This is a genomic window from Sorangium sp. So ce834 (assembly GCF_051521425.1).
GTDB classification, from domain to species: Bacteria; Myxococcota_A; Polyangia; order Polyangiales; family Polyangiaceae; genus Sorangium; species Sorangium cellulosum_D.
The window spans coordinates 8490133-8512488 of the sequence record NZ_CP150351.1; the positions used below are offsets into that span (position 1 = coordinate 8490133).

19 protein-coding genes are annotated in these 22356 nt (G+C 72.3%); 10 read left to right on the plus strand and 9 right to left on the minus strand.

Annotated elements, in window-relative coordinates:
- The first annotated feature begins 158 nt into the window (after positions 1 to 158).
- Positions 159 to 1079 carry a transposase gene (locus WMF20_RS30870; protein ID WP_437605463.1) on the plus strand — a complete coding sequence of 307 codons (921 nt, stop codon included), beginning with the start codon at positions 159 to 161 and terminating at the stop codon, positions 1077 to 1079.
- Here WMF20_RS30870 and WMF20_RS30875 read toward each other — a convergent pair.
- The 3 genes from WMF20_RS30875 to WMF20_RS30885 are packed head-to-tail and all read right to left on the minus strand — an operon-like array spanning position 1069 to position 4872.
- Positions 1069 to 2916, minus strand: a complete 1848-nt coding sequence (locus tag WMF20_RS30875; protein ID WP_437605464.1) for a hypothetical protein — start codon at positions 2914 to 2916, stop codon at positions 1069 to 1071. The two genes, WMF20_RS30870 and WMF20_RS30875, sit on opposite strands and share 11 nt — an antisense overlap.
- Positions 2903 to 3829: a S8 family peptidase gene (locus tag WMF20_RS30880; protein WP_437605465.1), complete on the minus strand. Its 927-nt coding sequence runs from the start codon at positions 3827 to 3829 to the stop codon at positions 2903 to 2905. The genes WMF20_RS30875 and WMF20_RS30880 overlap by 14 nt, the downstream gene beginning before the upstream one ends.
- A complete protein-coding gene (locus WMF20_RS30885; RefSeq protein WP_437605466.1) occupies positions 3826 to 4872 on the minus strand; it encodes a hypothetical protein in 1047 nt (348 codons plus the stop codon). Before WMF20_RS30885 ends, WMF20_RS30880 begins: the two co-directional genes overlap by 4 nt.
- Positions 4873 to 5112: 240 nt before the next feature.
- Between WMF20_RS30885 and WMF20_RS30890 the strand changes: the two genes are divergently transcribed.
- The 3 genes from WMF20_RS30890 to WMF20_RS30900 all read left to right on the plus strand — a co-directional run bounded on the left by WMF20_RS30890 (position 5113) and on the right by WMF20_RS30900 (position 7445).
- Entirely contained in the window at positions 5113 to 5718 is a 606-nt protein-coding gene (locus tag WMF20_RS30890) for a hypothetical protein (protein ID WP_437605467.1), read from the plus strand.
- A 473-nt stretch (positions 5719 to 6191) separates the two neighbouring features.
- Positions 6192 to 6563 carry a DUF2382 domain-containing protein gene (locus tag WMF20_RS30895; RefSeq protein WP_437605468.1) on the plus strand — a complete coding sequence of 124 codons (372 nt, stop codon included), beginning with the start codon at positions 6192 to 6194 and terminating at the stop codon, positions 6561 to 6563.
- A 111-nt stretch (positions 6564 to 6674) separates the two neighbouring features.
- A complete protein-coding gene (locus WMF20_RS30900; RefSeq protein ID WP_437605469.1) occupies positions 6675 to 7445 on the plus strand; it encodes a YsnF/AvaK domain-containing protein in 771 nt (256 codons plus the stop codon).
- A 114-nt stretch (positions 7446 to 7559) separates the two neighbouring features.
- Here WMF20_RS30900 and WMF20_RS30905 read toward each other — a convergent pair whose 3' ends face one another.
- Positions 7560 to 7763, minus strand: coding sequence for a hypothetical protein (locus tag WMF20_RS30905; protein WP_437605470.1), 204 nt, complete (start codon positions 7761 to 7763; stop codon positions 7560 to 7562).
- Between the two features lie 656 nt (positions 7764 to 8419).
- Positions 8420 to 8659: a hypothetical protein gene (locus tag WMF20_RS30910; RefSeq protein WP_437605471.1), complete on the minus strand. Its 240-nt coding sequence runs from the start codon at positions 8657 to 8659 to the stop codon at positions 8420 to 8422.
- Positions 8660 to 9210: 551 nt separating this feature from the next.
- Between WMF20_RS30910 and WMF20_RS30915 the strand changes: the two genes are divergently transcribed.
- Complete coding sequence (locus WMF20_RS30915; protein ID WP_437605472.1) at positions 9211 to 10518, plus strand: hypothetical protein; 1308 nt, start codon at positions 9211 to 9213, stop codon at positions 10516 to 10518.
- A 120-nt stretch (positions 10519 to 10638) separates the two neighbouring features.
- Here the strand turns inward: WMF20_RS30915 and WMF20_RS30920 are convergent, their stop codons facing one another.
- Entirely contained in the window at positions 10639 to 12666 is a 2028-nt protein-coding gene (locus tag WMF20_RS30920) for an ATP-binding cassette domain-containing protein (RefSeq protein WP_437605473.1), read from the minus strand.
- Positions 12667 to 12801: 135 nt separating this feature from the next.
- Between WMF20_RS30920 and WMF20_RS30925 the strand changes: the two genes are divergently transcribed.
- The 5 genes from WMF20_RS30925 to WMF20_RS30945 all read left to right on the plus strand — a co-directional run bounded on the left by WMF20_RS30925 (position 12802) and on the right by WMF20_RS30945 (position 17729).
- Positions 12802 to 13476: an energy transducer TonB gene (locus WMF20_RS30925; RefSeq protein ID WP_437605474.1), complete on the plus strand. Its 675-nt coding sequence runs from the start codon at positions 12802 to 12804 to the stop codon at positions 13474 to 13476.
- A 94-nt stretch (positions 13477 to 13570) separates the two neighbouring features.
- On the plus strand, positions 13571 to 14233 hold the full coding sequence (locus WMF20_RS30930; protein WP_437605475.1) for an SDR family NAD(P)-dependent oxidoreductase: 663 nt from the start codon (positions 13571 to 13573) through the stop codon (positions 14231 to 14233).
- Between the two features lie 384 nt (positions 14234 to 14617).
- The gene (locus WMF20_RS30935) at positions 14618 to 14815 is read left to right on the plus strand and encodes a hypothetical protein (protein WP_437605476.1); all 198 of its coding nucleotides are present in this window, start codon (positions 14618 to 14620) and stop codon (positions 14813 to 14815) included.
- 640 nt (positions 14816 to 15455) lie between these two features.
- Positions 15456 to 16154 carry a DUF4336 domain-containing protein gene (locus WMF20_RS30940; RefSeq protein WP_129577766.1) on the plus strand — a complete coding sequence of 233 codons (699 nt, stop codon included), beginning with the start codon at positions 15456 to 15458 and terminating at the stop codon, positions 16152 to 16154.
- 321 nt (positions 16155 to 16475) lie between these two features.
- The gene (locus WMF20_RS30945; protein ID WP_437605477.1) at positions 16476 to 17729 is read left to right on the plus strand and encodes an SGNH/GDSL hydrolase family protein; all 1254 of its coding nucleotides are present in this window, start codon (positions 16476 to 16478) and stop codon (positions 17727 to 17729) included.
- Here WMF20_RS30945 and WMF20_RS30950 read toward each other — a convergent pair.
- The 3 genes from WMF20_RS30950 to WMF20_RS30960 form a co-directional block, all read right to left on the minus strand.
- Positions 17707 to 19218, minus strand: coding sequence for a pyruvate kinase (locus tag WMF20_RS30950; RefSeq protein WP_437605478.1), 1512 nt, complete (start codon positions 19216 to 19218; stop codon positions 17707 to 17709). The genes WMF20_RS30945 and WMF20_RS30950 overlap by 23 nt on opposite strands.
- A 221-nt stretch (positions 19219 to 19439) precedes the next feature.
- Positions 19440 to 21914, minus strand: coding sequence for a SpoIIE family protein phosphatase (locus WMF20_RS30955; RefSeq protein ID WP_437605479.1), 2475 nt, complete (start codon positions 21912 to 21914; stop codon positions 19440 to 19442).
- Positions 21915 to 21931: 17 nt separating this feature from the next.
- Complete coding sequence (locus tag WMF20_RS30960; protein WP_437605480.1) at positions 21932 to 22309, minus strand: hypothetical protein; 378 nt, start codon at positions 22307 to 22309, stop codon at positions 21932 to 21934.
- Between the last annotated feature and the right edge of the window lie 47 nt (positions 22310 to 22356).

Here is a 22356-nt window from a genome sequence, read left to right on the forward strand (position 1 = left end):
TGAACTAAACCGACCCAGGTTGGAGACGAACTAAACCGACCCAGGTTGGGGTGGCCCAAGTGGCGGAGAACCTGGCGGCCGCCACCCCCCGACGCACGCCGATCCCTTAAAATCCGGCACCAGAACGCTGGCACAGCATTTGTTAATGGGCGACGGCCATGAGCCAGCCCCGCGCGATCATCCCCGGCGCCACGTACCTGATCACCCGCCGCATCCTGCGCCGGCATCACCTGCTCCGCCCAGACGCAGCCATCACCCAGCTCTTGGTCTACGCCCTCGCCGTCTCGAGCCGCCGCTACGGCATCGAGGTCCATGCACTCTGCGCGATGTCAACGCATCTTCACCTCATCGTGACCGACGTCAATGGCGTTCTGCCGCGCTTCCTGCAGTTCTTCCATCGGATCGCCGCGCTCGGGACGAAGGTGATACGCGCATGGGAAGGGCCGGTGTGGGACCACGAGCCCACAAGCGCGGTACGGCTGCTGACCCACGCAGCATTGGTAGAGAAGATCGCGTACGTCCTCGCAAACCCCGTGGCCGCCGGCCTCGTCCGGCATGCGCACGAATGGCCGGGCGCCAAGGTGGACGTGCGCGAGCTCGGCCGCGGCGTCCTGCACGCGGTTCGGCCCTCGGTATACCTCGATCCGGAGAACCCTCAGTGGCCCGAGGAAACCACGCTCCCGCTCGCGCTGCCCCCAACCATAGAGCAGGACAGCGCGGAAGGATTTCGCCGCGACGTCGCCGCCGAGCTCGAGCGACAGGAAGCGCAGGCACATGCCAAGGCGCAGCAGCAGGGACTCCACGCTCTGGGCGCCGAGCGAGCCAGCAAGGTCTCCCCTTACGAGCGGGCCACGAGCACAGAAGCACTACGCGAGCGCAATCCGACGTTCGCGGTGGGCCGCAATCAGGGTGATGCGTGGAGAAGCGCCAGTGACGCCGTACGGGCATTTCGCGCGTCATACCGAGCGGCGCTCGAACGCTGGCGTGCCGGTATACGCAGTGTCGTCTTCCCGCTAGGGACGTGGTGGATGCGCACGTTCCACGGCGCGAGCGTGGCTGCCGACGCTCTCAGCGCGTGAGGACGAACCCCAAGGCCTCAACGCTCGCGCCGACCTCCCCGTTCCAGCCCAGCTGTGCATCCAGACGCAGCTCGCCCTGTGCGAGCGATTCTGTCAATGCCAGCAGGGCGCCGACCTCGACGGCTTCGAGCTCGGCGCCGACGTCGCCCGCGAAGGGCGGGCAGACCACGCGTCCGGCCGGCGCGAGCGCGAGCGCGGCGCGCAGCGGCTCGCCGAGCGCCGTGCGCAGGTCGGCGAGATCGCTGCCGATGGCGGCGGGCGCGATGGCGGACGGCCAGAGCCAGACAGCGAGCCCGGGCAGATGGGCGATGCAGGCGGCTGCCGCGCGCTCGGACGGGAGCACGAGGCCGCGGACGCCAAGGCCCGAGGCTGCGATCGCGGCGACGACGAGACCTGGCGGGGCGAGGGTCAGCGCTGCGAGGCGACCCAGGTTGCGGTGCGCCGCGGTCCTGCGCGCGGCAACCACGGTGAGGTCATCCGGCCGGTCGTAGACGAGCTCGACTTCGCGCTGCACGGCCACGTGCGGCGAGGTCTGCGCCGCCGCGGCGAGCGCTCGCTCACGGATCCCGCCGTCCGACGCCGGCCCGCCGTTCGCCGTCCGCGGTGCGGGCGCGGCCTCCTCAATCTCCATCCGCTCGCGGAGGAGCTGCGCCACGCGGGACGGCAGCCCCAGCGAGCCGAGCGCCCAGGCGGCGGAGAACCAGTCGACCGGGGTTGCGGGCTGCACCGGCGCGACCGGGGTTGTGGACCTCACGGGCGCGAGCGCCTCGGCCGAGGCGCGGTCCCAGGCGGCGAGCGCCTCCCCGAGCGGATGACCGAGCTCCCGGAACAGCGCCCCCGCCTCCTCGAGCGCCGCCGCGGCGCCGGGATCGCCAAGATCCCGCCGCGCGCGCCCCATCGCCCGCGCCGCATAGGCAATCCAGGTCCGCAGCGGCGGCGTGGCGCCCGCCGCGACGTCGCGGGCCGAGGTCGCGAGCGCGAGAGCGTCGTCGGCGCGTCCGAGCTCAAGCGCCAGCTCCGAGAGGAACGTGAGCGCGCGGGCGCGGCCGAACGCATCGCCGAGGCGCGCGCACAGCCACTCTTGCCGCTGGAGCGCCGCGCGAGCGCGCTCGAGGGCGCCGAGGCCGAGCGCCGCCGCGCCGAGCTGACCGTACGCGATCGCCTCGCCCACGGCGTCTCCCCGGCGGCGGTGGAGCTCGGCCGCGTGCTCCAGCAGCGCCTCGGCCGCCCCGTGGGCGCCGAGGGTCACATAAAGCGTCCCCAGCGAGTTCAGGATCTGCGCCCGCTCGTCGAGGAACGGCTCCGATCCGCGCAGCGCCGACAGCAGCGTGCGCTGCGCGGCCGCCGCGTCGCCGGCGATCCGCTCCGCCGTGGCGCGGTAATGGGCGGCCACGACCGCCGCGCGGCGACCGCCATCGCCTGCGCCCGCGATGGCATCGAGCTCCGCGACGGCGGAGGCGCAAGCCGACCGCGCGTCGCGGCGCAGGCGCGCGAGCACCGCCTCGCACCGGGCGAGGTCCCGGGCCTCGGCCGCTCCTTGCGCATCGAACGCCGCGGCGGCGCCGTCGAGGAGCCGGACCGCGGCGTCCAGCGCGCCCTCGCGCAGCGCGAGCGCGCCCCGCCCGAAGCCGAGCGCCGCGGTGAGGAGGGGGCCTCCTGGAAGCGGCGGAGCGGCCGGCGCCGCCGCAGGAGCGCCGGCCTCCGCCGCCGCAGGAGCGCCGGCCTCCCCGAGGAGCGCCTCGATGCGATCGAGCTCGGCGCGAACCTCGGCGCCCGACGCGCTCTGGAGGAGCCGCGAAAGGGGCGATACGCCGTCGAGCGGGTCAAGCGGGCGCACGGCCATCCTCCGGCGCCTCCGCGGCCGCGCGCCCGGGCGCGGCGCCGCCTCCCGCCGCCGCGGCGCCAGCGCCGACCTCCGTCGCGCCCTCCTCCGCGCTCCTCCCCGCCCCGCTTCCCGCCCCGCGCGCGAGCTCGTGCAGCGCCGCCTTCACCGCCTCGATCGAGAGCTCCGGCCGGGCGGCGCGGATCCGTGCGACGTGCGCGGTCACGTGGGGCGCCGCGAACGAGGTCCCGGTCCAGCGCCGCTCGCCGCCGCCGGGCGCGGGCGCGAGCACCTCGTCGCCGGGCGCGAGGATCTCGTGGTCGTGCGTGAGCTCGCTCCGCAGCGCCTCCGGGTCCTGGAAGGGCCCTCGACCGACGCCGATCAGCGACTTGAAGCGCCCCGGGTAGGTGCGGAACGCCGCCGCGTTCGGGCCGGCGGCCACGAGCACGACCTCTGCCGTGTAGGCCGCGTCGGCGACCTCGTAGAGCTCGACGAGGGACCGGTAGTCGCCGGGGCGGAGCGGCGCGCTCTTTGGGATGTCGATGCCGAGGCTCAGGTTGACCACGGAGAAGCGCTCCCGCACGCAGAAGCGCAGCGCCGCGATGAGCCCGTCGCGGGAGCATCGTCCGTCCTCGCCGAGCGCGCGGACGCTCGTGATCTCGGCCCCGGGCGCCATGCGGTGGACGATGCCCGCGCACGCCGTCCCGTGCCCGCTGACGTCTCCTGGCGCGCACGGCGCGACCTCGTGCGCCGCTCCGCGGCGGCACAGCGCGACGTGGCGCAGCGCCGCCGAGCGCAGCGCGGGGTGCGCGCCGTCGACGCCGGAGTCGACCAGCGCGACGCGTACGCCCGCGCCGCGGCGCGCGTCCCGGCGCGCGGCGTCTCGGAGGAGCTCGCCGCCCGGACGAACCGGAGAGGGCGCTGTCACGCTGCGCTCCCCTCCCCCTCGCCGAGCGGCCCCTGTACGCCGCCGCCGCGCGCGTAGGCGTCGATCCGCGCGAGGAGGTCGAGGGCGAGGCGAGCCTCGACCTCGCCGTGCTCGGCGAGCCTCCCCACCACCGCGGCGAGCTCCAGGCGGCGGCGGTACTCGGGCGTGAGGCGGAGCGCATGGATGTGCCGCTCCAGGGCGGCGCGAAGCGAGGTCGGCGGTGGGGCCGCTTCTTCCTGAAGCGGCTGACCAGGGCCCGCCGCCCCAACCTGGTTCGTGCTCGCCGCCCCAACCTGGTTCGTGCTCGCCGCCCCAACCTGGTTCGTGCTCGCCGCCCCAACCTGGTTCGTGCTCGCCGCCCCAACCTGGTTCGTGCTCGCCGCCCCAACCTGGCATGGCGCCTGCCCGAGCAGGTCTGGCATCGCGCGGGCGAAGAGCTCGAAGACCACCCGTTCGGTGCGGAACGACTCCACGGTGAGCGCGAGGACCTCGGCGAGCCGCTCGGCCATGTCGAGCTCCCGCCCTCCGAGGGGCGCGTCGTGCGAGAAGAGCGCCGCGCCGCCCACGGTCGCCGCGCCGACGCGAATCGGCACAAAAATTGCTGCCGCCGGCGCCGCGGCCAGAACCGGCCGGAGCGGCGCGATCATCGGGTCGCCGTCGCCCAGCGCCACCGCGTGCCCCCCGCCGCCGCCGAGCAGGTAGGCGAACGGGGTGCCGCTCGGCGGCAGCTCCGCGCCCGCCGTGCGGTACCCGCCGGCGTTGGCGACCACGGGCACCGTGAGCCGCCCGAGCGCCTCCATCTCGAGCGCCACGAGCGCCTCCGAGCATGGCATCGCGAGGCAGGCGAAGCGCAGGTGCTCCCCGAGCCCGCGCACGCGCGCCTCGACCGCGCCGAGGAGCGCCGCGGACTCGACGGTCGAGAGCAGGTCGCGCAGGCGCGCGGTGAACGGGGCGAGCGGCGAGCGCAGCGCGTGCGGGTGGGGCGGGAGGGTCCGCGCCGGGGCGGGCGGCGCGCCCGGCGCGGAGCGGTCGGCGATCGGCATGGGGCGGCGATGCTACCGCCGGACGGCCGCCGAACGAACCGCAACCACGCAGCCGGCAGGACACCGCGGGCCGCCCTCCGCCCTGCGAAGTTCCGGTTGACGTGCCCCGCTCCTCTCCTAGCATGGCGAGGGCATGCGGCGATTCGGCTGCCCGGCGCACCGTCCGACGCGATCGTCCGCGCACGCGGCAGACGGCTCGCGGTCCACGGCCGTGAGGCCCCTCGATCCGGCGTGGGTGCGATGAGCTCGCCCGCCCGCGAGCCTCGGCGTCGTCTCGCCATCGTCCTCTGGGGTGTCCTCGGCGTCGTCGCCGTCCTGGTCGAGGCCATCTACCGGCTCGGCTCCACGGCGGCTCGCCTCCTGACAGCCCACGAGCTCACGACAGGCCAGCTCTTCCTTCTTGCGGCCTGGACGGTCGTGATCGCCTATTTCGAGGGATATCGCGGCTTCCAACAGCGCTTTTCGCCGCGGGTGGTCGCGCGCGCGCTCTACCTCGCTGAGCATCGTCGGCCGCTGCACGTGGCGCTGGCGCCGCTCTACTGCATGGCGCTCTTCCACACGACGCGCCGCCGGCTGATCGCGACGTGGGTGCTCATCGCGGGCATCGTGGCGCTCATCCTGCTTGTCCGGCGGATGTCCCCGCCGTACCGCGCCATCGTCGATGCGGGCGTCGCGTTCGCGCTGGCCTGGGGGACCGCGTCCATCCTCATCTACCTCGCGCGGGGTCTCGCGGGCCGCCCGCCCGACATATCGGCGGACGTGCCCGAGGGGGCGCTCCGCGCCGGACGCGATGCGGAGCAGCTCGCCCGCCAGGCCGTACGGGCGGGCGGCCCCTGCGACCCGTGAGGCCGCACAGGCGTGCGGGCGGGCCCTGCGGGCCAGGAAACCGGGCAAGCGGCCAATCGGCGCGACGAAAAGGCCAGACAGGCGAGCGACCCAGTGATCCGCGATCGACGCGGCTCACGATGCGCCCAGAGCTGAACCGCGTTGCGGCCTCACCTGTGGCCTTCTGGTCATCACCTCTGGCGTCGCGATCCCCGGCAACAGGCACTTTGTAAATATTCCTTCGCAGCAGGCCTGTGGCGCGATGCCTCGCGAGGGCGCGGGCGCGTGCAGAGGAGATCGCGCTCCATCGCATCTCGGCGCCTGCGGTCGCGCTTGGCCCGGACCGTGCTCCAGCCGGGGAGCGCTCATGGGGAGCGACTCAACCGACGATCGACCGCGCCCCGCGGAGGGGCGCGCACCGGGGCACCGTGCAGGACTCGAGCAGCAGCCAGGAACCGGCGGATAGGAGAGCAGAGATCAGCGACGAGCTCATCGTGCCTGTCGTCGCGCAGGAGCTCGAGGTGACGAAGCGTACGGTCGAGTCTGGACGCGTCCGTATCACGAAGCAGGTTCACGAGCGGGTCGAGGCCGTCGAGGAGCCGCTCGTGAGCGAGCGCGTGGTCGTGGAGCGCGTCGCCGTCGATCGGGTGGTGACGGAGCCGCCCGCGACCCGGCAGGAGGGCGACACGCTGATTGTACCGGTCGTCGAGGAGGTGCTCTTCATCGAGAAGCGCCTGGTGCTGAAGGAGGAGCTCCGCATCACCCGGGTCCGCTCGGTCGAGATGAGCCCGCCGGAGCGCGTCACGCTCCGGCGCGAGGACGTGCGGGTGGAGCGCGTGCCCTCCCGCGATCGCGACGAGAAATAAGGATGCTCGAACGGGCTTCGGCGCCCGGCTCTCGAGTCACGAACCCCACCTTCGCGCGCGGCGCGTGGGGATAACGGTCCACATGGACCACGACATCATGGAGGTCACATCATGAATCACGGCGAACGTTCCATGTCCCCGTCCCAGCGTTCTCAGCAGCTGAGCAAGTCCCAGCAGACCGCCAAGACCGCCACCTCGACCGCGAAGACGGATCAGCTCCGGGCCGACGTCCTGCAGGAGCAGATCGCGGTCCCCGTGATGGAGGAGGAGCTGCAGGTCGGCAAGCGCGAGGTGAACCGCGGCGGCGTGCGCGTATCGAGCCGGCTGGTCGAGCAGCCGGTCCAGGAGTCGGTGAGGCTGCGCGAGGAGCACGTCCACGTCGAGCGGCACCCGGTGGATCGGCCGGTTCAGCCGGCGGCGCTCGACACGTTCCAGTCCGGCACCGTGGAGCTCGTCGAGACCGACGAGGAGGCGGTCGTCGCGAAGAAGGCGCGCGTCATCGAGGAGGTCGTCGTCAGCAAGGCGGTGACCCAGAGGACCGAGCAGATCCGGGAGACCTTGCGTCACACGGAGGTCCACGTCGAGCCGGTCAGCGCGGCGGAGCGCAGCGATGGGGCGAGGGCGTACGAGCAGTACGACACCGAGTTCCGGCAGCACTACCACGCGGGCCCTTACTCCAAGCACGGCTATGCCTACGAGCAGGTCGCGCCCGCGTATCTGTTCGGCTACCAGCTCGGGACGTCCCAGAACTTCAGGGGACACGACTGGACGACCATCGAGGCGGAAGCGGGCAAGGCCTGGGAAGAGCGCAACCCCGGGACCTGGGAGCACATGAAGTCCGCGGTCCGGCACGCCTGGGACAAGGTCACGGGCAAGGCGTAGACCTCTCGTTCACCTGCAGCACGTCGAGTTCCCATCGTGGGATCGCCTGGCTCGTCGAGCAGACGAGCGATCAGGGACGGCCCACTGCCGATCTCCGACGTACTCCGGAGGGTATCACGCTGGCTCCACGAAGACCGTGGCGATGAGCTCGTGGTTGCTGGTCATCTTGTACGTGACCCGTTCCACGCGGTACTTCGACTCGCATCCATCTTTCTCGATGAGCAGCAGCTCTCCCTGGCGAGGGATGACCGCTCCGTGGAAGACCTGAAGCAGCTCCCACGACGTGAGGCAGATTCGGTGTCCGGGATGATGAATCATAGACCGGCCCGGAGCGTAACCTATCCCGAGGCGTTCCGTTCCGACATTGCGCCGCGTCCCGCGACCCGACCCCGGTGGCGCCGCTGCCCCCGCGTCCCGACCCAGGTTGAGGTCGCCGGAGCCACGACGCGGCCCAGATGACCCGACCCAGGTTGAAATCGTGCTCCCGTCAGGTTGCGCGACCCGACCCCGACCCGCCGACCCGACCCAGGTTGAGGTCGCCCCGCCGACCCGACCCAGGTTGAGGTCGCCCCGCCGACCCGATCCAGGTTGAGGTCGCCCCGCCGACCCGATCCAGGTTGAGCCCGCCGACCCAGGTTGAGGTCGCCGCCGGCCCACCCAGGTTGAGGTCGCCCCGCCCTGCCTTGAGATCCCCGCCTTCCGTTGCCGCTCGCCCTGCCAATCCGGTCACCGCGCACGAGCGAGCGCCTCGGGCTCATCGGCGCGCCGCGCTCGGAGCGAATTCTGCTCGGGATGATACCGGCCGCCGTCGCTGAATGCACCGAGTCTGACAGGCTCGGAACCGGATAGGCGGAGTCCCATCGATGCGATGTCCGCGCGATGTCCGCCCCGCTGACGGCTTGACGCCGACGACGGCCCGCCGTCTGATCTCCGCGCTGCCTCCTGGGGGGGGAAGCATGGGCGTCATGGCCGCCTCACATTGTCAAGCTTATTTCCAAACCGCGGTCGTGGGCCACTGGTAGGAAATAGGCGTCGTACTTTTCGCTCGAGGGTGAAGCGACGTTCTCCGTCGGCGAGACCTGATCGTCAGCCGTCGAGGGCAGGTGCTTTCGCGCACCGACTCCATCCTTCACCTTCACGCGCGCGTCCCGGAGACGTCCCTTCACGTCGAATCTGAGCTCGCCCTCGAGATCAAATACAGGGACGAAGGGCATATACCGGGACTGGTCAGGCGAAGGTTCCGAAGACGCCTTGCCCGATCCGCCCTTCCTGGAAGAGCGACACCCTATCAGCAACTTTACACGTCGGAAGGGCCGTCTTCGCTCCATCGCCAGCCAGCATGAGCTCGTTCAGAGGCCGAGAGAACATACAATTACAGTAGCATCCGATACCCCTGCTGCATGCTCGCTCTTCTGAAGGAGCAGGCATGCCGCTGACAGTGTATGGTCGCCCGCTCCGATGTGGGAGCGGGTCGCACCTAACGGATCAAGCTTACCGGAGTGCGAAGAGCGACATGCGATTCAACGACCTGCTACACGTTTCTGCAACCGACCGCCGTAGATCTCGACAGTGCCTGGCCGCGCTCGCGGCGCTGGCCGCGTTGTCGCTGAGCGCGTGCGGCAGTGACGATGGAAACTCGTTAACCGGCGAGCCCGAGGGCAGCGCGGGGGGGCCCGGCGCGACGGTCGGAGCAGGCGGTGCCAGCTCGAGCTCGCACGCGAGCTCGGGCTCGGGCGCGGGCGCGGGCGCGGGCGACCACGCGAGCGTGGGGGCGGGCGGCACGGGCGCAGGCGGCACGGACGACCATCCGTACGACCACTGCAAGAACGGCTACATGCCCGACCCGAGCGACTCGAGCCCCACCATGAGGGATGGGCCCGCTGACTTCTTCCCGCCCGGCAACAACGATCCGGACATCGTCGACACAACGGTGCAGCCCGAGGTCCTGAAGTGGATGTATGACCACTCCTGGCAGGCGGCCCACGTCGAGTGGCATGCGATCCGCGCCTGTAACATCCCGGGCGGCGGTGGGTTGAGCAAGGTGAACATCTGCTCGTTCACCAGCCTGGTCCCGAAGGATCAGAACTGCCAGACCGCCGGCGACGGCTATCAGTTCCTGGTGTTCCACCGCCACATGATCCAGGCGCTGAAGCAGCTCTGGCCCAACCATAGCGAGCAGTTCGAGGGCTTCGCGAAGTTCCCGACCAAGGCGGAGGACGTGCCGCCCCAGTGGCGTAACCAGTGGAAGGACTGGGATTCTGCCGCCCTCGAAGCCGGGAGGATCGGAGACGAGATCGACAAGCCCGAGAACCTCGCGAGGTTCCCGGACGAAGGCACGCTCGGCTTCTGGCTCCAGTGCAACGTGGGCCAGAGGCTCGCGGGGGCGACCAACATGCCGTGGGTGGGCCTCCACTTCGTGCTGCACGCCAAGTGGGCGCGGCCGGGCAACACGACGCACGGCGTGAACAACACCAGCGCGAACATCGACAACTACATGTTCTGGAAGCTCCACGGTTGGATCGACAACGTGTGGGAGAAGTACCGCCGCGCCAAGGGCCTCACGCCGGACGACCGGAAGCTCAAGGAGGATCTCGAGGCGCAGTGCCGCGAGATGGACACCGAGATCAAGATCATCCAGCAGAACCTGGATCCCGACGACGTCGTGAATCCCAACGAGCCTTTGCCCGTGGAGTCGGGGTTCTTCCACGAGAAGGTGCGGCCCATCTTCGAGAGTCGGACCAACCTGTGCAGCGGCTGCCATGCCGAGACGGGTCCCAACGCGAAGCTGACGCTCGGCGGCCACATCAGCTCCAAGAAGATCGTCGAGGGCCTGGTCAACCAGCCCTCCATCGGCGGCGGCCAGTACAGGCTCGTCGTCCCGGGCGATCCCGACCGCAGCTGGCTCTACCTCAAGGCCTCTGGCAAGGCGGAAGGCGCGGGCTGCGTGCAGACCGACATGGCGCAGTGCATCTCGGGCGTGATGCCGCCCAGCACGACCGGGCCGACCGTCAGCCCGCAGCAGCTCGAGACCTTGCGCAAGTGGATCCTGGACGGCGCCCAGGGCCCGACCTGATCCGTAGCGAAGACCGAAGGGAAACGACATCGATCGGCGCTGGCGACACGCGCGGGACGGGCCGCGGGGGCGCTCCCAGGAGCGGAGCGCGCCCCGTCCCCGCGGCGTCGCCGGGCGTCGTCATCGCGCGGCGTCCGGCGAGCGCGTCGGGCTCGCCGCGGACCGCTGCAGCGCCTCCGCCAGGAGCGATCGGTACAGCGGCGAGCTCTCGCGGAGCGACTCGTGCGTGCCCACCGCCGCGACCCTGCCGCCGTCCATCAACACGTTGAACGTCGACCGGAGGAGGTGCGGCGCGTGGGTCACCACGATCGCCGTGCGCCCTCCGGCGACCTCGCACGCGGTGCGCAGGAGCGCCTCGGCGGTCGCGCCCGGCAGGCCCGCCTCGGGCTCGTCCAGGACGAAGACGCGCGGATCGCGCAGCAGCACCCGCGCGAGCAGCAGCCGCCGCGCCTCGCCGCCCGACAGGCTCGGCGGTGAGGCGCGCACCTCGGTCGCGAGCCCGCGCGCCGCGCCCGGAGCGGAGCCCGCGAGCTCGTCGAGCTCCACCTGGCGGAGCGCCTCCCGCATGCGGTCGTCGGACGGCGGCGGCTCGAGGCCGAGCGCGAGGTTGTCCCGGATGCTCCGCTCGAACAGCCGCGCCGACTGGCCCACCACGCCGAAGAGCCGCGGGAGCTCGCCGGGCGGGATCCGCCGGAGGTCCACGCCGCCCACGGCGATCGCGCCGGACGACGGCTCGTCGAGCCGCAGCAGGAGGCGCAGGAGCATCGACTTGCCGCTGCCGGATCGGCCGCAGATGCCGACCACCGCGCCGGCCGGGATCGAGAGCGACACGTCGTCGAGGACCGGGCGGGTCGCGCCGCTCGGCGTGAACGTGACGCGCTCGAGCTCGATCGCCAGCGGGCGCCTCGCCTCGCCGTCCAGAGCGGCCGCGAGGCCGCCGCCCGGCCCCTGAGCCACCGCGGCGAAACCGGGCGCGGCCGCGGGGCCGTCCTCCGCGGGCGGCGGATACGCCGGCAGGCGCAGCAGGGTGAGGGTCGCCTGCAGCAGCGGGGCGCGCTCGAGGAAACCGGCGCGGAGCGCGTCGAGCGCCTCCAGGCGCGCCATCAGGAGCGGCACCACGAGCAGGAGCTCGCCGACCTCGCCCGCGCCGGCGTCCCCGCGGGAGGCGGCGATCGCGGCGACGATGACCAGCGGCGAGAGCGCCGCGAACACCCCCTTGATCTGGCCGGAGACCGCGAGCGCCTGGCCGAAGCGGCGGCGGGCGTCCGCGACCCGGTAGGCCGCCCCGGCGAGCTCGCCCTCCGCCTGGGCGCGGGCGCCGAGCAGGCGCAGGTCCTCCGCGCTCGCGAGCGCCTCGCCGAGGGCGCTGAAGACGGCCGTGTCGGCGTGCTGCATCTCCCGCATGGCGCGCGCCACGCGGCCCGAGGCCCGGTCCGCGGCGAGGCGCGAGATCGCGAAGAGCGCGGCGCCGCCCGCGAGGACGAGCGCCATGCCGCTCGAGACGAGCGACGCGGCGAGCACCGCGAGCGTCGCGAGGGCCTGGGGCAGGCCGGCGGCGAAGGCGACGCCGAAGTCGGCGACGAGGCCGGCGTCGCGCGCGATCGCGAGGCGCACGACCTCGGCGCCCCGCGCGGGCGGCGCGGGCCGCGGGCCGGGGCCGGCCGGCGGCCGGGGTGCCGCGGGTCCCGCGGCGTGCGCGTCGAGGAGCGCGCGCCCCGCGGCGTCGACGTCCCGGGGCGAGGCGGACAGCGCCGCGCGGAAGAGCGCGACGCGCAGGGCGGCGGTGAGGTCGCCGGCGAGCTCGGAGCTCTTCCGGCCCGACAGCACCGCCGCGGAGGCGGAGGCGAGCGTGGCACCCAGCGCGGCGAGCACCACGGCCGCCGGCGGCGCGCCGTCGAGCAGGCGGGCGAGCGCGCCGCCGAGGCCGCTCGAGGGCGCCGCGCCGCCGGGCGACGCCGCGCGACCGGCCACGGCGCCGAGGGCGGCGCCGGCCATGGCCGGCAGGAGGCCGGACAGGGCGCCCGAGAGCGAGGAGAGCGCCACGACGAGGGCCAGGCGCACCCCGGGCGCGCGGCGCAGGGCTCCGGAGAGGGCGCCGCGGCGCTCTGCCGGCCCCCGCGCCTGCGCCCCGGCCAGCGTCTCCGACATGTGCGACCCGCGCCCCTCGCGCAGCGAGCGAAGACCGATCCGCAGGATCGCGAGGAGCGCGCGCATCGACGTGCGAGGTCACGCTACACCGCCGACGCCGTTGCGCGCGACGCCCATCCGATCGACCCTCTCGGGGTGCGCACCGCGCTCGTGGTCCTGCTCCCGCTGCTCGCGTCCTGCGGGCGCCCCGAGCCCGCGCCGCCGGCGGAGGCCGACGCCGGGGCGCACACCCCCTGGACGCGCAGCGCCGCGGCGTCCCTGAGCGAGCGCGGCGCCCAACCCCGGTCGGGCGGGCCGCCGGCGGCGAGCTCCGCCGATCCGGGCGCGCTCGAGGAGCTCCTCGCCGCCGCGCGGCAGGCCGCGCCCAGGCCGGGCGACCGCGCGAGCCTCGCGAAGATCGGCACGAGCACCGGCCTGCCGGCGCCCTCCGCGCCCCCGCCGGCCCCGGCGCCCTCCCCTGCCCCCGCCCCGCGGTCGCGCGTCGAGATCGGCGCGCCCATGGTGCAGGCCGACATGTCGAGCCCCGCGATCGAGAAGGCGGCGCGGGCGCAGCTCTACTGGGATCTCGTGCAGCGCTGCCGCGGCCCGGACGGCAAGATCCTGCCGCCCGATGCCGTCCGGGTGGAGTTCAACGTCGACGCCGAGGGCTACATCGTGGTGCCGACGATCATCGGGAGCGCCTCCGACCCCCGCTACGACGAGGCGGCCACGTGCATGCGGCGGGAGCTGTCCGGCGCCGCGTTCCGCGCGCCGGCGGGCGCGCGCGGGCTGCCGACCCGGGTCGACGCGACCGTGCCGTCGGTCGACTGACACGTCGGCGCCCTCTACCGGGCCGTCTTCGTGGACTGGCTCGTCTCTCGGCGCCCCACCGCGAAGGAGGCGGCCAACGGCCCGGAGAGCGTCTATGAGCGCTTGCTCGGCGTCTGCCGTCTGCTGGTGCTCGAGCCCTGGGCCGAGATGGTCGGGGCGCCGATGGGGAGCTGGTGCTCGAGCCCTGGGCCGAGCGTGGCGACGCCTGGTCGAGGTCAACCTCTTCGGCCACATCGCCGTTACCCAAGCGCTCCTGCCGGCCCTGATCCGCAGCAAGGGTCGTGTGGTCAACATCAGCTCCGTGGGCGGCGAGATCGCCATGCCCACCTACGGTCCTTACGCAGGCACGAAGTTCGCGCTCGAAGCGGTCGGCGACTCCTTGCGACGCGAAATCGCCCCGTTCGGGGTCCAGGTGGTCGTGGTCGAGCCGGGCGCCGTGGGCAGGGAAATGCCCGGCCGGGCGATCGCCACCGCCCGTGAGCTGGCGTCGACCATGACGCCCGAGCAAAGCCAGCGCTACGGCGGGCTGGTGCAAGCCATCACCGCGCAGACCGCGTATCACGCCAAGTCGGGCGTGCCCGCGGACGCCGCGGCCAAGGTGATCGCCAGGGCGGTGACGGCGCGCAAGCCGCGCACGCGCTACACCATCGGCCGCGAGGCCGCGCTGCTCCCGTTGATGCGCATCCTGCCTGACTGGACGCTCGACCGCCTCTTTGCCGCCGCCCTGCGTCCCCACTTTCCCAGGGAGAGCCCATGAGCAACGACGGCTCCGCTGCCGCTCGCCGCTCGGCGAGGTCACCGGACGCTTGGACGGATCCACCGTGGCAGAAGGCGGTTTCGCGAAGCGCTCCGCCGCTGGCGCGTGATGAGGTGCCCCGGCGGCGAGAGGCAGGGTCGCGCGGGCTGAGCTCCGTAGAGCGCGGGGTCGGGAGCTCATCAGCCTTGCCGAGGAGCACGGCGCTACCGCCGAAGGATCCCGAGCCGGCCGGGCGAGCAGCGCCGCTTGCCGCCCGTTAACCGCCCGCCCGGGCCGCGGCACAGGACGCTTACGCGGACGCGCTCTCGTCCGTTTGTGTCGGGCTAGGCTAGAGCCAGCCGCGCGCCGTTACGGTCTGCCCGCACAGTCTGGTACGCTCGCAGCATGCGCCCCGCCCGCCGCCCCCGCTCCGCCGCCGCGATCCTCCGCTCCGTCCCCCCAAAAGACCGCCTCATCATGCTCCGGCTCGGCTTCGACCTGAACGACCCGGAGTTCGCCGCCCTCTTCGTCGAGGGCGTGCGTGCCGCCGACGACGCGATCGCGGAGCAGGAGCGGTGGGAACGAGAGCTAAGTCTACGTTGAGCGCCGCCCGTGCCCGTGCCGTTCTGCGGCCGGGACCTTGATGCTCGGCGCTGTCGAGACCTGCTGGAGCCGCGAGCGCATCGACAGCCGGCTCGGCGCCGGGCTCGCGTCCTGACCAGGTTCGTCACGGTAGACGTCGGCAGCGGTCGGGCGCGTCGTGCATCCGGGCGCGTGTTCGATTTCCGGCGCCTCCACCACGAAGACACGGCGAGAGCCGTGTCTTTATTTGTGCGTGTGATCTGCGTGTAACCTGACAAATTTTGACGCCGCTAAATTTGGGGCGAAAACGGTGTATGCTGGACCACCGGAAACCGGCGCAGCGGGTGACGCGAGGGTACGGGGCTCCACGGAACTCCACGAGCGGCACCAAGCCGGCGGGGCAGACCCCGGGTCTGAGCCGTGTCGGTGATCATCGCATCCCGGGTCGGGTCGGTGAAGATGGCGGCCACGTGATCGCCGGATTTCACCGTTCACCGCCGGCTCCTACGCTGATTTGGGCCGCACTCGCCTCGTAGGCCTCTACGGTGATGGGAGGCGACAGTGATCGCCAAAATCTCAACCATTGACGGGTCGTCGGCTGGACCCTACCGTCAGTGCCCAGAGAGCCGTGGCAGCACGCACGGTCACCGCGAGGCCCTGAATGGATGCAAGCGAGCTGTCAGTCGTCGTCCCGAACGCGATCTGGGTGAGCGAGCGGCCGGTGTGGTTTAGCGGGGTTCGTCTGCGCGCGCGGAGTACGGTGCTGCGACTCGAAGGCGGCGGGCTCCTCGTGCACAGCCCGCCCGAGCCAACGGAGGAGTTCTGCGCGGCGCTCCGCGCGCTGGGCGAGCTTCGCTGGATCGTCGTGCCGAACTGCTTCCATCACCTCGGCGCGCGCGCCACCGCCGCGCGCTTCGCGTCGGCGAAGGTGGTCGGCCCGCCCTCGGCCACAGCGCGCAACCCGCAGATCCAGCTCCACATGGGGCTGCGGGACGACGCGTTCCTCGGCGCGGTGAAGGAGCTCGACGCGATCCCGCTCGATGGCTGTCCCTTTCTGGACGAGACGGTGTTCTTCCATCGTCCCACGGGCTCGCTCATCGGCGCCGACGTCGTGATCAGCGCGTGCGCGCGGGACCATTGGAGTTGGCGCTGGGCCGCGCGGCTCACGGGTTGCTATGACAAAATCCGAACGCCGCCGGACGTGTGGGCGAAGACGAAGCCCAACGACGCTGCGGCGCGATCGATCGATCGCATGGCCGCGCTGCCGTTGAAGCGTCTCCTCGTGGCCCACACGGATGCCATCGAAGACCGTCCGTCCGAGAAGCTCCTCGACGCCTGGCGCTTCGTGCGCGCGGGGTGACGGCCCCTGGTCCGAGCTGCTCGCGTAGAGCGCCTCGCGGCAGGCAGGATTCCAGGGACCTACGTACACCTACAGCGAAACGGTCCCAAGAGCCGCTGGCCGGGAGCGTGGCGACCGGGCCAGGCCCCGGCCGTGCGCCGCGAGGGGGCGCGAAAAAATGTCTCGCGCTGTCGATCCCGCCGGCGCTCGTTCGTCGCCCCAGTGAAGCCAGGGTCGTCAACCCGGTCGATAGCCCCCGGGAGCCCGGCTTCGCGTAGCGCATGGCGGGCAAGAGCCGCAACCCGATGCTAATGACGTGCTCGTGTGTGGAGGAGATCCGTGATGATCGGTTTGAGATTGCCCCGTCGGGCGACCCTGGGAGCGTTCGTGTTGGCCCTCGCCGCCGCCGGCTGCGGCGCGGAGGACGAGGCGCCCGTAGCGAGCTGGACAGCCGCATGGGGGACGACGATGCAGGGGGCGGATTCGCCGTTCCCCGACACGACGCCGCGTAGCTTCAGCGACGAGACCTTGCGCCAGAGGCTCGTCGTCACCGCCTCCGGCGATCGGGTCCGGCTGCGGCTGTCGAACCTCTTCGGGACCCAGCCGCTGGAGCTCGCCGAGGTCCGCGTGGCGAAAGAGGCCTCGCCCTTCGTCTCGGCGCCGGGCACCGACCGACGGGTCCAGTTCTCCGGCCAGCCGAGCGCGTCGATCCCCCCGGCCAGCGAGGCGGTCAGCGACGGCGTGGATCTCGCGGTGAGCCCGGGCGACCGCCTCCTCGTGAGCATCTACAGCGCGGCGACGTCGGAGCCCGCGACGTGGCACCCGTTCTCCTTCACGACGCACGCTGTCGCCACGGGAAACCAGGCGGCGAGCGAGACCTTGGCGTCACCGACCAACATCACATCCACGTACTGGCTCGCGGGCGTCGACGTCGAGTCCACCGAGCCCCAGAAGGTCGTCGTCGCGTTCGGCGACTCGATCACCGACGGCTCGACATCGACGATCGACGCCGACAAGCGCTACTCGGATCGGCTCTTCGCGCGGCTCCAGGCGGATCCGGAGACGCGGATGATCGCGGTCGTGAACCAAGGCCTCGGCGGGAACAGGCTGCTCCGGGACAACATCGGTCCGAGCGCCGTGTCGCGCTTCGAGCGCGACGTGCTGGGGACGCCGGGCGTGACGCACGCCATCGTCTTGATCGGGATCAACGACATCGGGATGCCGGGGTTTCTGGGCGAAGCCGAGAAGGTGACCGCCGCCCAGATGATCGACGGGCTCAAGTCGCTCGCCGACAAGGCGAGAGCGAGGGGGGTCAAGGCGTTCGTCGGCACGCTCCTGCCGTTCGAGGAAGCGTTCCCGCCCTACTATACGCCCGAGGGGGAGGTCCTACGCCAGGAGGTCAACGCGTGGATCCGTGGCAACACCTCCTACGACGGCGTCATCGATTTCGAGGCCGCCGTGCGTGACCCGGAGCAGCCCGCGAAGATCCTCGCCTCGTTCGACAGCGGCGATCACCTGCACCCCAATGACGCCGGCCACGAGGCGATGGCGAACGCCGTGCCCCTCTCGATCTTCAATCGAGCCGCGACACGCTGAGCGGCCGCATCAGCGCCCGCTTCTTGTCCTGGTGCTCGTGCATCCGCTTCAGCACGTCGACCACGAACGCCACCGTCGCCACGATGTTCTCCCCCTGATTCAGCATCACGCACTCCGCCCGCGAGCTCATCGCCGCGTCCGTCACCTCCCCGCGCGTCGCCACCCCGGTCTTGTTCAGGCTCTCGAGCACCTGCGTCGCCCAGATCGCCGGGACCAGCGCGGCCTCGCAGAGCCACAAAAGCTCCTCCTGGACCTCCGCCAACCGCACGAACCCCATCTCGACGGCCATGTCGCCGCGCGCGAGCATCACCCCCACGTGCTCGCTGCGCATCGCCGCGAGCAGCAGCCGCGGAAACTGCCGAAACGCAGGGGTCGTCTCGATCTTGAGCACGATCCCGAGGTGCGCCGCCCCCCGCGCGGCGAGCTCCTCCTGCAGCCGCTCCACATCGGAAGGAGCCCTGACGAACGAGAGCCCCACCATGTCCGCGTGGCGCGCGATGAAATCGAGATCCTCGAGATCCTTCGGCGTGAGCGGCGCAATCCCGAGCTCGCTGTCCGGAAAGTTCAACCCCTTTCCCGGCTTCAGCTTCACCCCGCCCTGCCGCGCGAGATCCACCTCCACCAGCGCGGCCCCCTCGGTCACCAGCGTGACCGTGCCGCCCAGCCGCCCGTCGTCGTAGAACACCCGGTGCCCGGGCCGGAGATCGTCGATGACCTCCGGGATCGTGCAGCTCACGGCGAGCGCGTCCTCGACGTCGGCGTCGCCCGCCGCGGCGCGCGCCCTCTTCACGTCCTTCACGTCCTTGCACAGCCAGAACCTCGGCCGCTCGCCCGACTCCGGGAGCGCCACGCGCGCCGACCCCCCGCCGATCTTGCTCACCCGCGGGTTGGGCCCGGCGATGTCGCAGAGCACCTTGCAGGCGACCCCGACCTCCTGCCCCGCCTTCCGCAGCCGCTCGATGAGCTCCGCCCACGCGTCCGCGTCCCCCTTCGAGCAGTTGATCCGCGCGATGTCCATGCCGCCCTCGAGCAGCCTCTTCAGCTCGCCCTTCCGCGCGTCCTCGGGCAGCGTGACCATCACCCGCGTCTGGCGCCCCTGCCTCCCCTCGCCGAGCAGCGCCCGCGCGTGCTCCTCGAGCAGCGCGGCCCCCGAATCGAACGAGGTGGGGCACTCGCCGGGCGCCCGCGGCTCGGGGTGCCGCGCGAGCGCGTCGAGCGCGCCGAGCACCGCGTCCAGGGAGGCCAGCGCGCAGCTCTCCAGCCGACCCAGGGAGCTCAGCCCCAGCGCGGCGAGCCGCCGCTGGAGCCCGCGGATGTCCTGCTGCCGGACGGCGAGGTAGTGGAGCAGGTTCGTCGCCCCTGCCCGGTGCTTCGGGTGCACCGCCTCGAGCAGGGGCCGGTAGCGCTGCTCGTGCTCGACGGCGCTCGCGCGCAGCGCCTCCACGGCGGCGAGGGCCTGCTCAACTACCTGCGGGTCGGGAGTTGCCATGTCGCGATCTCTCGGCCAGAGTGCGCGGATCCTCGCGTCCGCTGCAGCGCGCCGCACCGCGCGGCGCTCCGCGCGAGTCCAGCACCGCGCCCTCGGCCAGTCCAGCGCCGCCACCCCGCACGGCGCCGGCGACCGCGGGACGTCGCCGGCCCTCCGCGGCGCCGTCACAGAGGACCCTCGCCAGGCGACAGCGCCGCGGCGGCGGCACCCCCCCGGGGCCGCTACGCGGGCGCCCTGTACCGCGCCACGACCACCGTGATGTCGTCGTCGGGGCTCGGACACCAGCCCTCGACCTCCCGCAGGATCCGGTCGCGGATCGCCTCGACGGGCGCGGCCTGGGCGGCCTCGATGGCGGCGCAGAGCCGCTCCACCCCGAACTGCTCGCGGTGCGCGTTGCGAGCCTCGGTCACGCCGTCGCTGTAGAGCACGAGGACGTCCCCGTCCTCCAGGAAGAACTCGGCGTCCCGCGTCGCCGCGTCGATGGCGGGAAGCACGCCGACCCAGACGCCCGAGCTCGGAATGCACACGCACCGCCGCGTCCGCGCGGAGCACACGATGATGTCGTCGTGCGCCCCCGCGAACGTCACCCGCCCGCTCCGCTCGTACCGGAGGAGCAAGAGCGTCGCGTGCTCGTCCCGCTTCAGCCGGTCGCGGACGTTCTTGAACACCGCCTTGTTGAGCGCCGCGAGCAGCTCGCTCGGGCTCGCGCCAGGCTCCCGGCTCGTCAGCGCCGAGACCATGCTCTGGATCATCAGCATCACGAGCCCCGCCGCGAGCCCGTGCCCGGCGACGTCGCCGATCCCGAGCCACCCGCCCCCGGGCGTCGCGATGACATCGTAGTAATCGCCCCCCACCTCGGCGGCCGGCGTCATGACCGCGGCGAGCTCGAGCCCCTCGACCTCGAGCCGCTCCGGCACCAGCGTGGTCTGGAGCCGCGCCGCGAGCGCGGTCTCCTGCCGCTCGCTCTCCTTCTCCAGCCGCTCGCGCAGCTCCACCTGGCGGACCATCTCCCGGTGCAGCGACACCGTCTTCACCGCGGAGCCGACCTGGAGCCGCATCGCGTCGTACACCATCTCGTTCACGCCGCTGTTGAGCGCGATGATCCCGAAATAGTCGGCGTCGCCGAAGATGATCGGCATCACGACGGTGCTCCTGCGCTCGCCCGAGCTCAGGAACCCAGGCGGCGCGAGGGCGTGCACCGGGAAGCTCCCCTCGGGCGGCTCCACCTCGCGGCCGTCCTGCATCAGAAAGAGCGTCTTCAGGGTGTCGCGCTGGGCGTCGTCGTAGAGCGAGACGGCGACGCGCGTGAAGAGCAGCCTCGGCATCTCCGAGGCCAGCATCCGCCGGAAGAGGGGGAGGCTCAGCGACGTCGAGAACCACCGCGCGCTCCAGTTCAGGCCGATCGAGGCGACCTCGACGTCGAGGCGATGGCGCCCCTCGGCGCGCACCGACGCGCTCCCGATGAGGATGCGGGCCGCGTGCCAGAGCTGCTCCAGGGTCTCGTTCGCGGCGGCCCCGACCGGGTCCACGGCCGTCCGGCGGAGCCGCGCGCGCAGCAGGGTGATCACGCCCTGGAACAGATCGAGGAACACCCCCTCGCGCGCCGCCGTGTCGAGGAGCCTCTCCAGCACGTGCAAGAAGCGCCCTTCGGCCCCCTCGAGCTCCTCCTCCAGCGCCGACAGGAGCGCGCCGGACCAGCCGTGGAGCGAGGCCGCCGAGACGCCCACGGCGCGCTCCAGCGCGCGCTCCAGCTCGTCCCGGCGGCCGCCGAGCGAGAGCGCCCCGAGGCGCGGCGGCGGGTCCGTGAGCGGTCGCATGAAGATGACGGCCTGGTACGAGCAGCCGCACGACTCGCGCCGCGTGAGCTCGATCTCCTGCATGGTCCGCTCGGGGACGCGCTCGCCGTCGAGCATGCGCAGGACCGTCTCGAGCGCGAGCTCCCCGAGCCGCTTGATCGGCTGGCGCACCGTGGTGAGCGACGGCTTCGCGTAGCGCGCCACGCCGACGTCGTCGAAGCCGCACACGAGGACGTCCCTCGGGACGGCGCGGCCCTCCGCCATCAGGACCTCGATCGCGCCGAGGGCCATGTTGTCGTTCGCGGCGACCACCGCGTCGAGCTCGGCCCCGCGGGCCAGGATCTCGGCCATCGCGGCCCGGCCGGTCTCGATCGTGAACGCGCCGCTCGCGACGAGGCGCTCGTCGCAGAGCAGCTCGCGCGCGGCGAGCGCCCTCCGGAACGCGTCGGCGCGGAGCCGCGCCTCTCCGTTGCTGTCCGGACCGCCGATGTAGGCGACGCGCCGGCAGCCGTGGTCGTCGAGCAGATGGCCGGCCGCCAGCTCGATCCCGAGGGCGTTGTCGACGAGGATGCTGGGCACGCCCGGAATCGGGATCCCGATGCTGCACACGGGCAGCGGCTCGTAATACTCACAGAAGCGCTGCACCCCCTCGACGCCGACGTAATTGCCGAGCGTCGGCGAGGCGATCACGATGCCGTCGACCGCCTCGGGGCCGACGAGGTGGTAGATGGTCCTCTGCGCGATCTCGGAGGGGCTGTGGCCGGTCAGCACCTCGCCGACGGCGATCACGAGATTGACGTCGTGCGCCTCGGCCGCGCGCTCGATCGCGACCCGCATCGCGGATTGGTACTCGCCGCGCACATAATCCATCACGAGGGCGATCGTCCGGCGCTTCTTCATGTCCTCTGGCCCCCGGCTCAGGCGTCCACGATCGAGACCAGCTCCGGAGACATGCGCTCGATCGCCGCCAGGCACCGCCGCTGCCATCCGAGCCGCGCGTCCGTGACGAACACCACCTTGCTCTTCGCGCCCTGGCCCGCGAGGGCGCAGATGAAGCTGATGAACGCCTTCAGGCAGCTCGAGTTCAGGAAATAAAGGGGCCTCACGTCGAACTCGACGGCGGGGATGGAGAGGCGCACGACCTCCGCCTGGAGCTCCTTGAGGCAGATGCCGAGCGGCGGCGCCGCCGCCATGTCACCTGTCCCGCTGAGCTTGACGCCGAGGGTGTCGCCCCTCAGGCTCGGCTCGATCCCGAAGCTGTCCGTGACGACAGGCTCAACCCGTAAGCTGCTCATCGACCCTCCGTCTCCCGACCGGCGCGCGCGATGGTCGGCCGCGACAC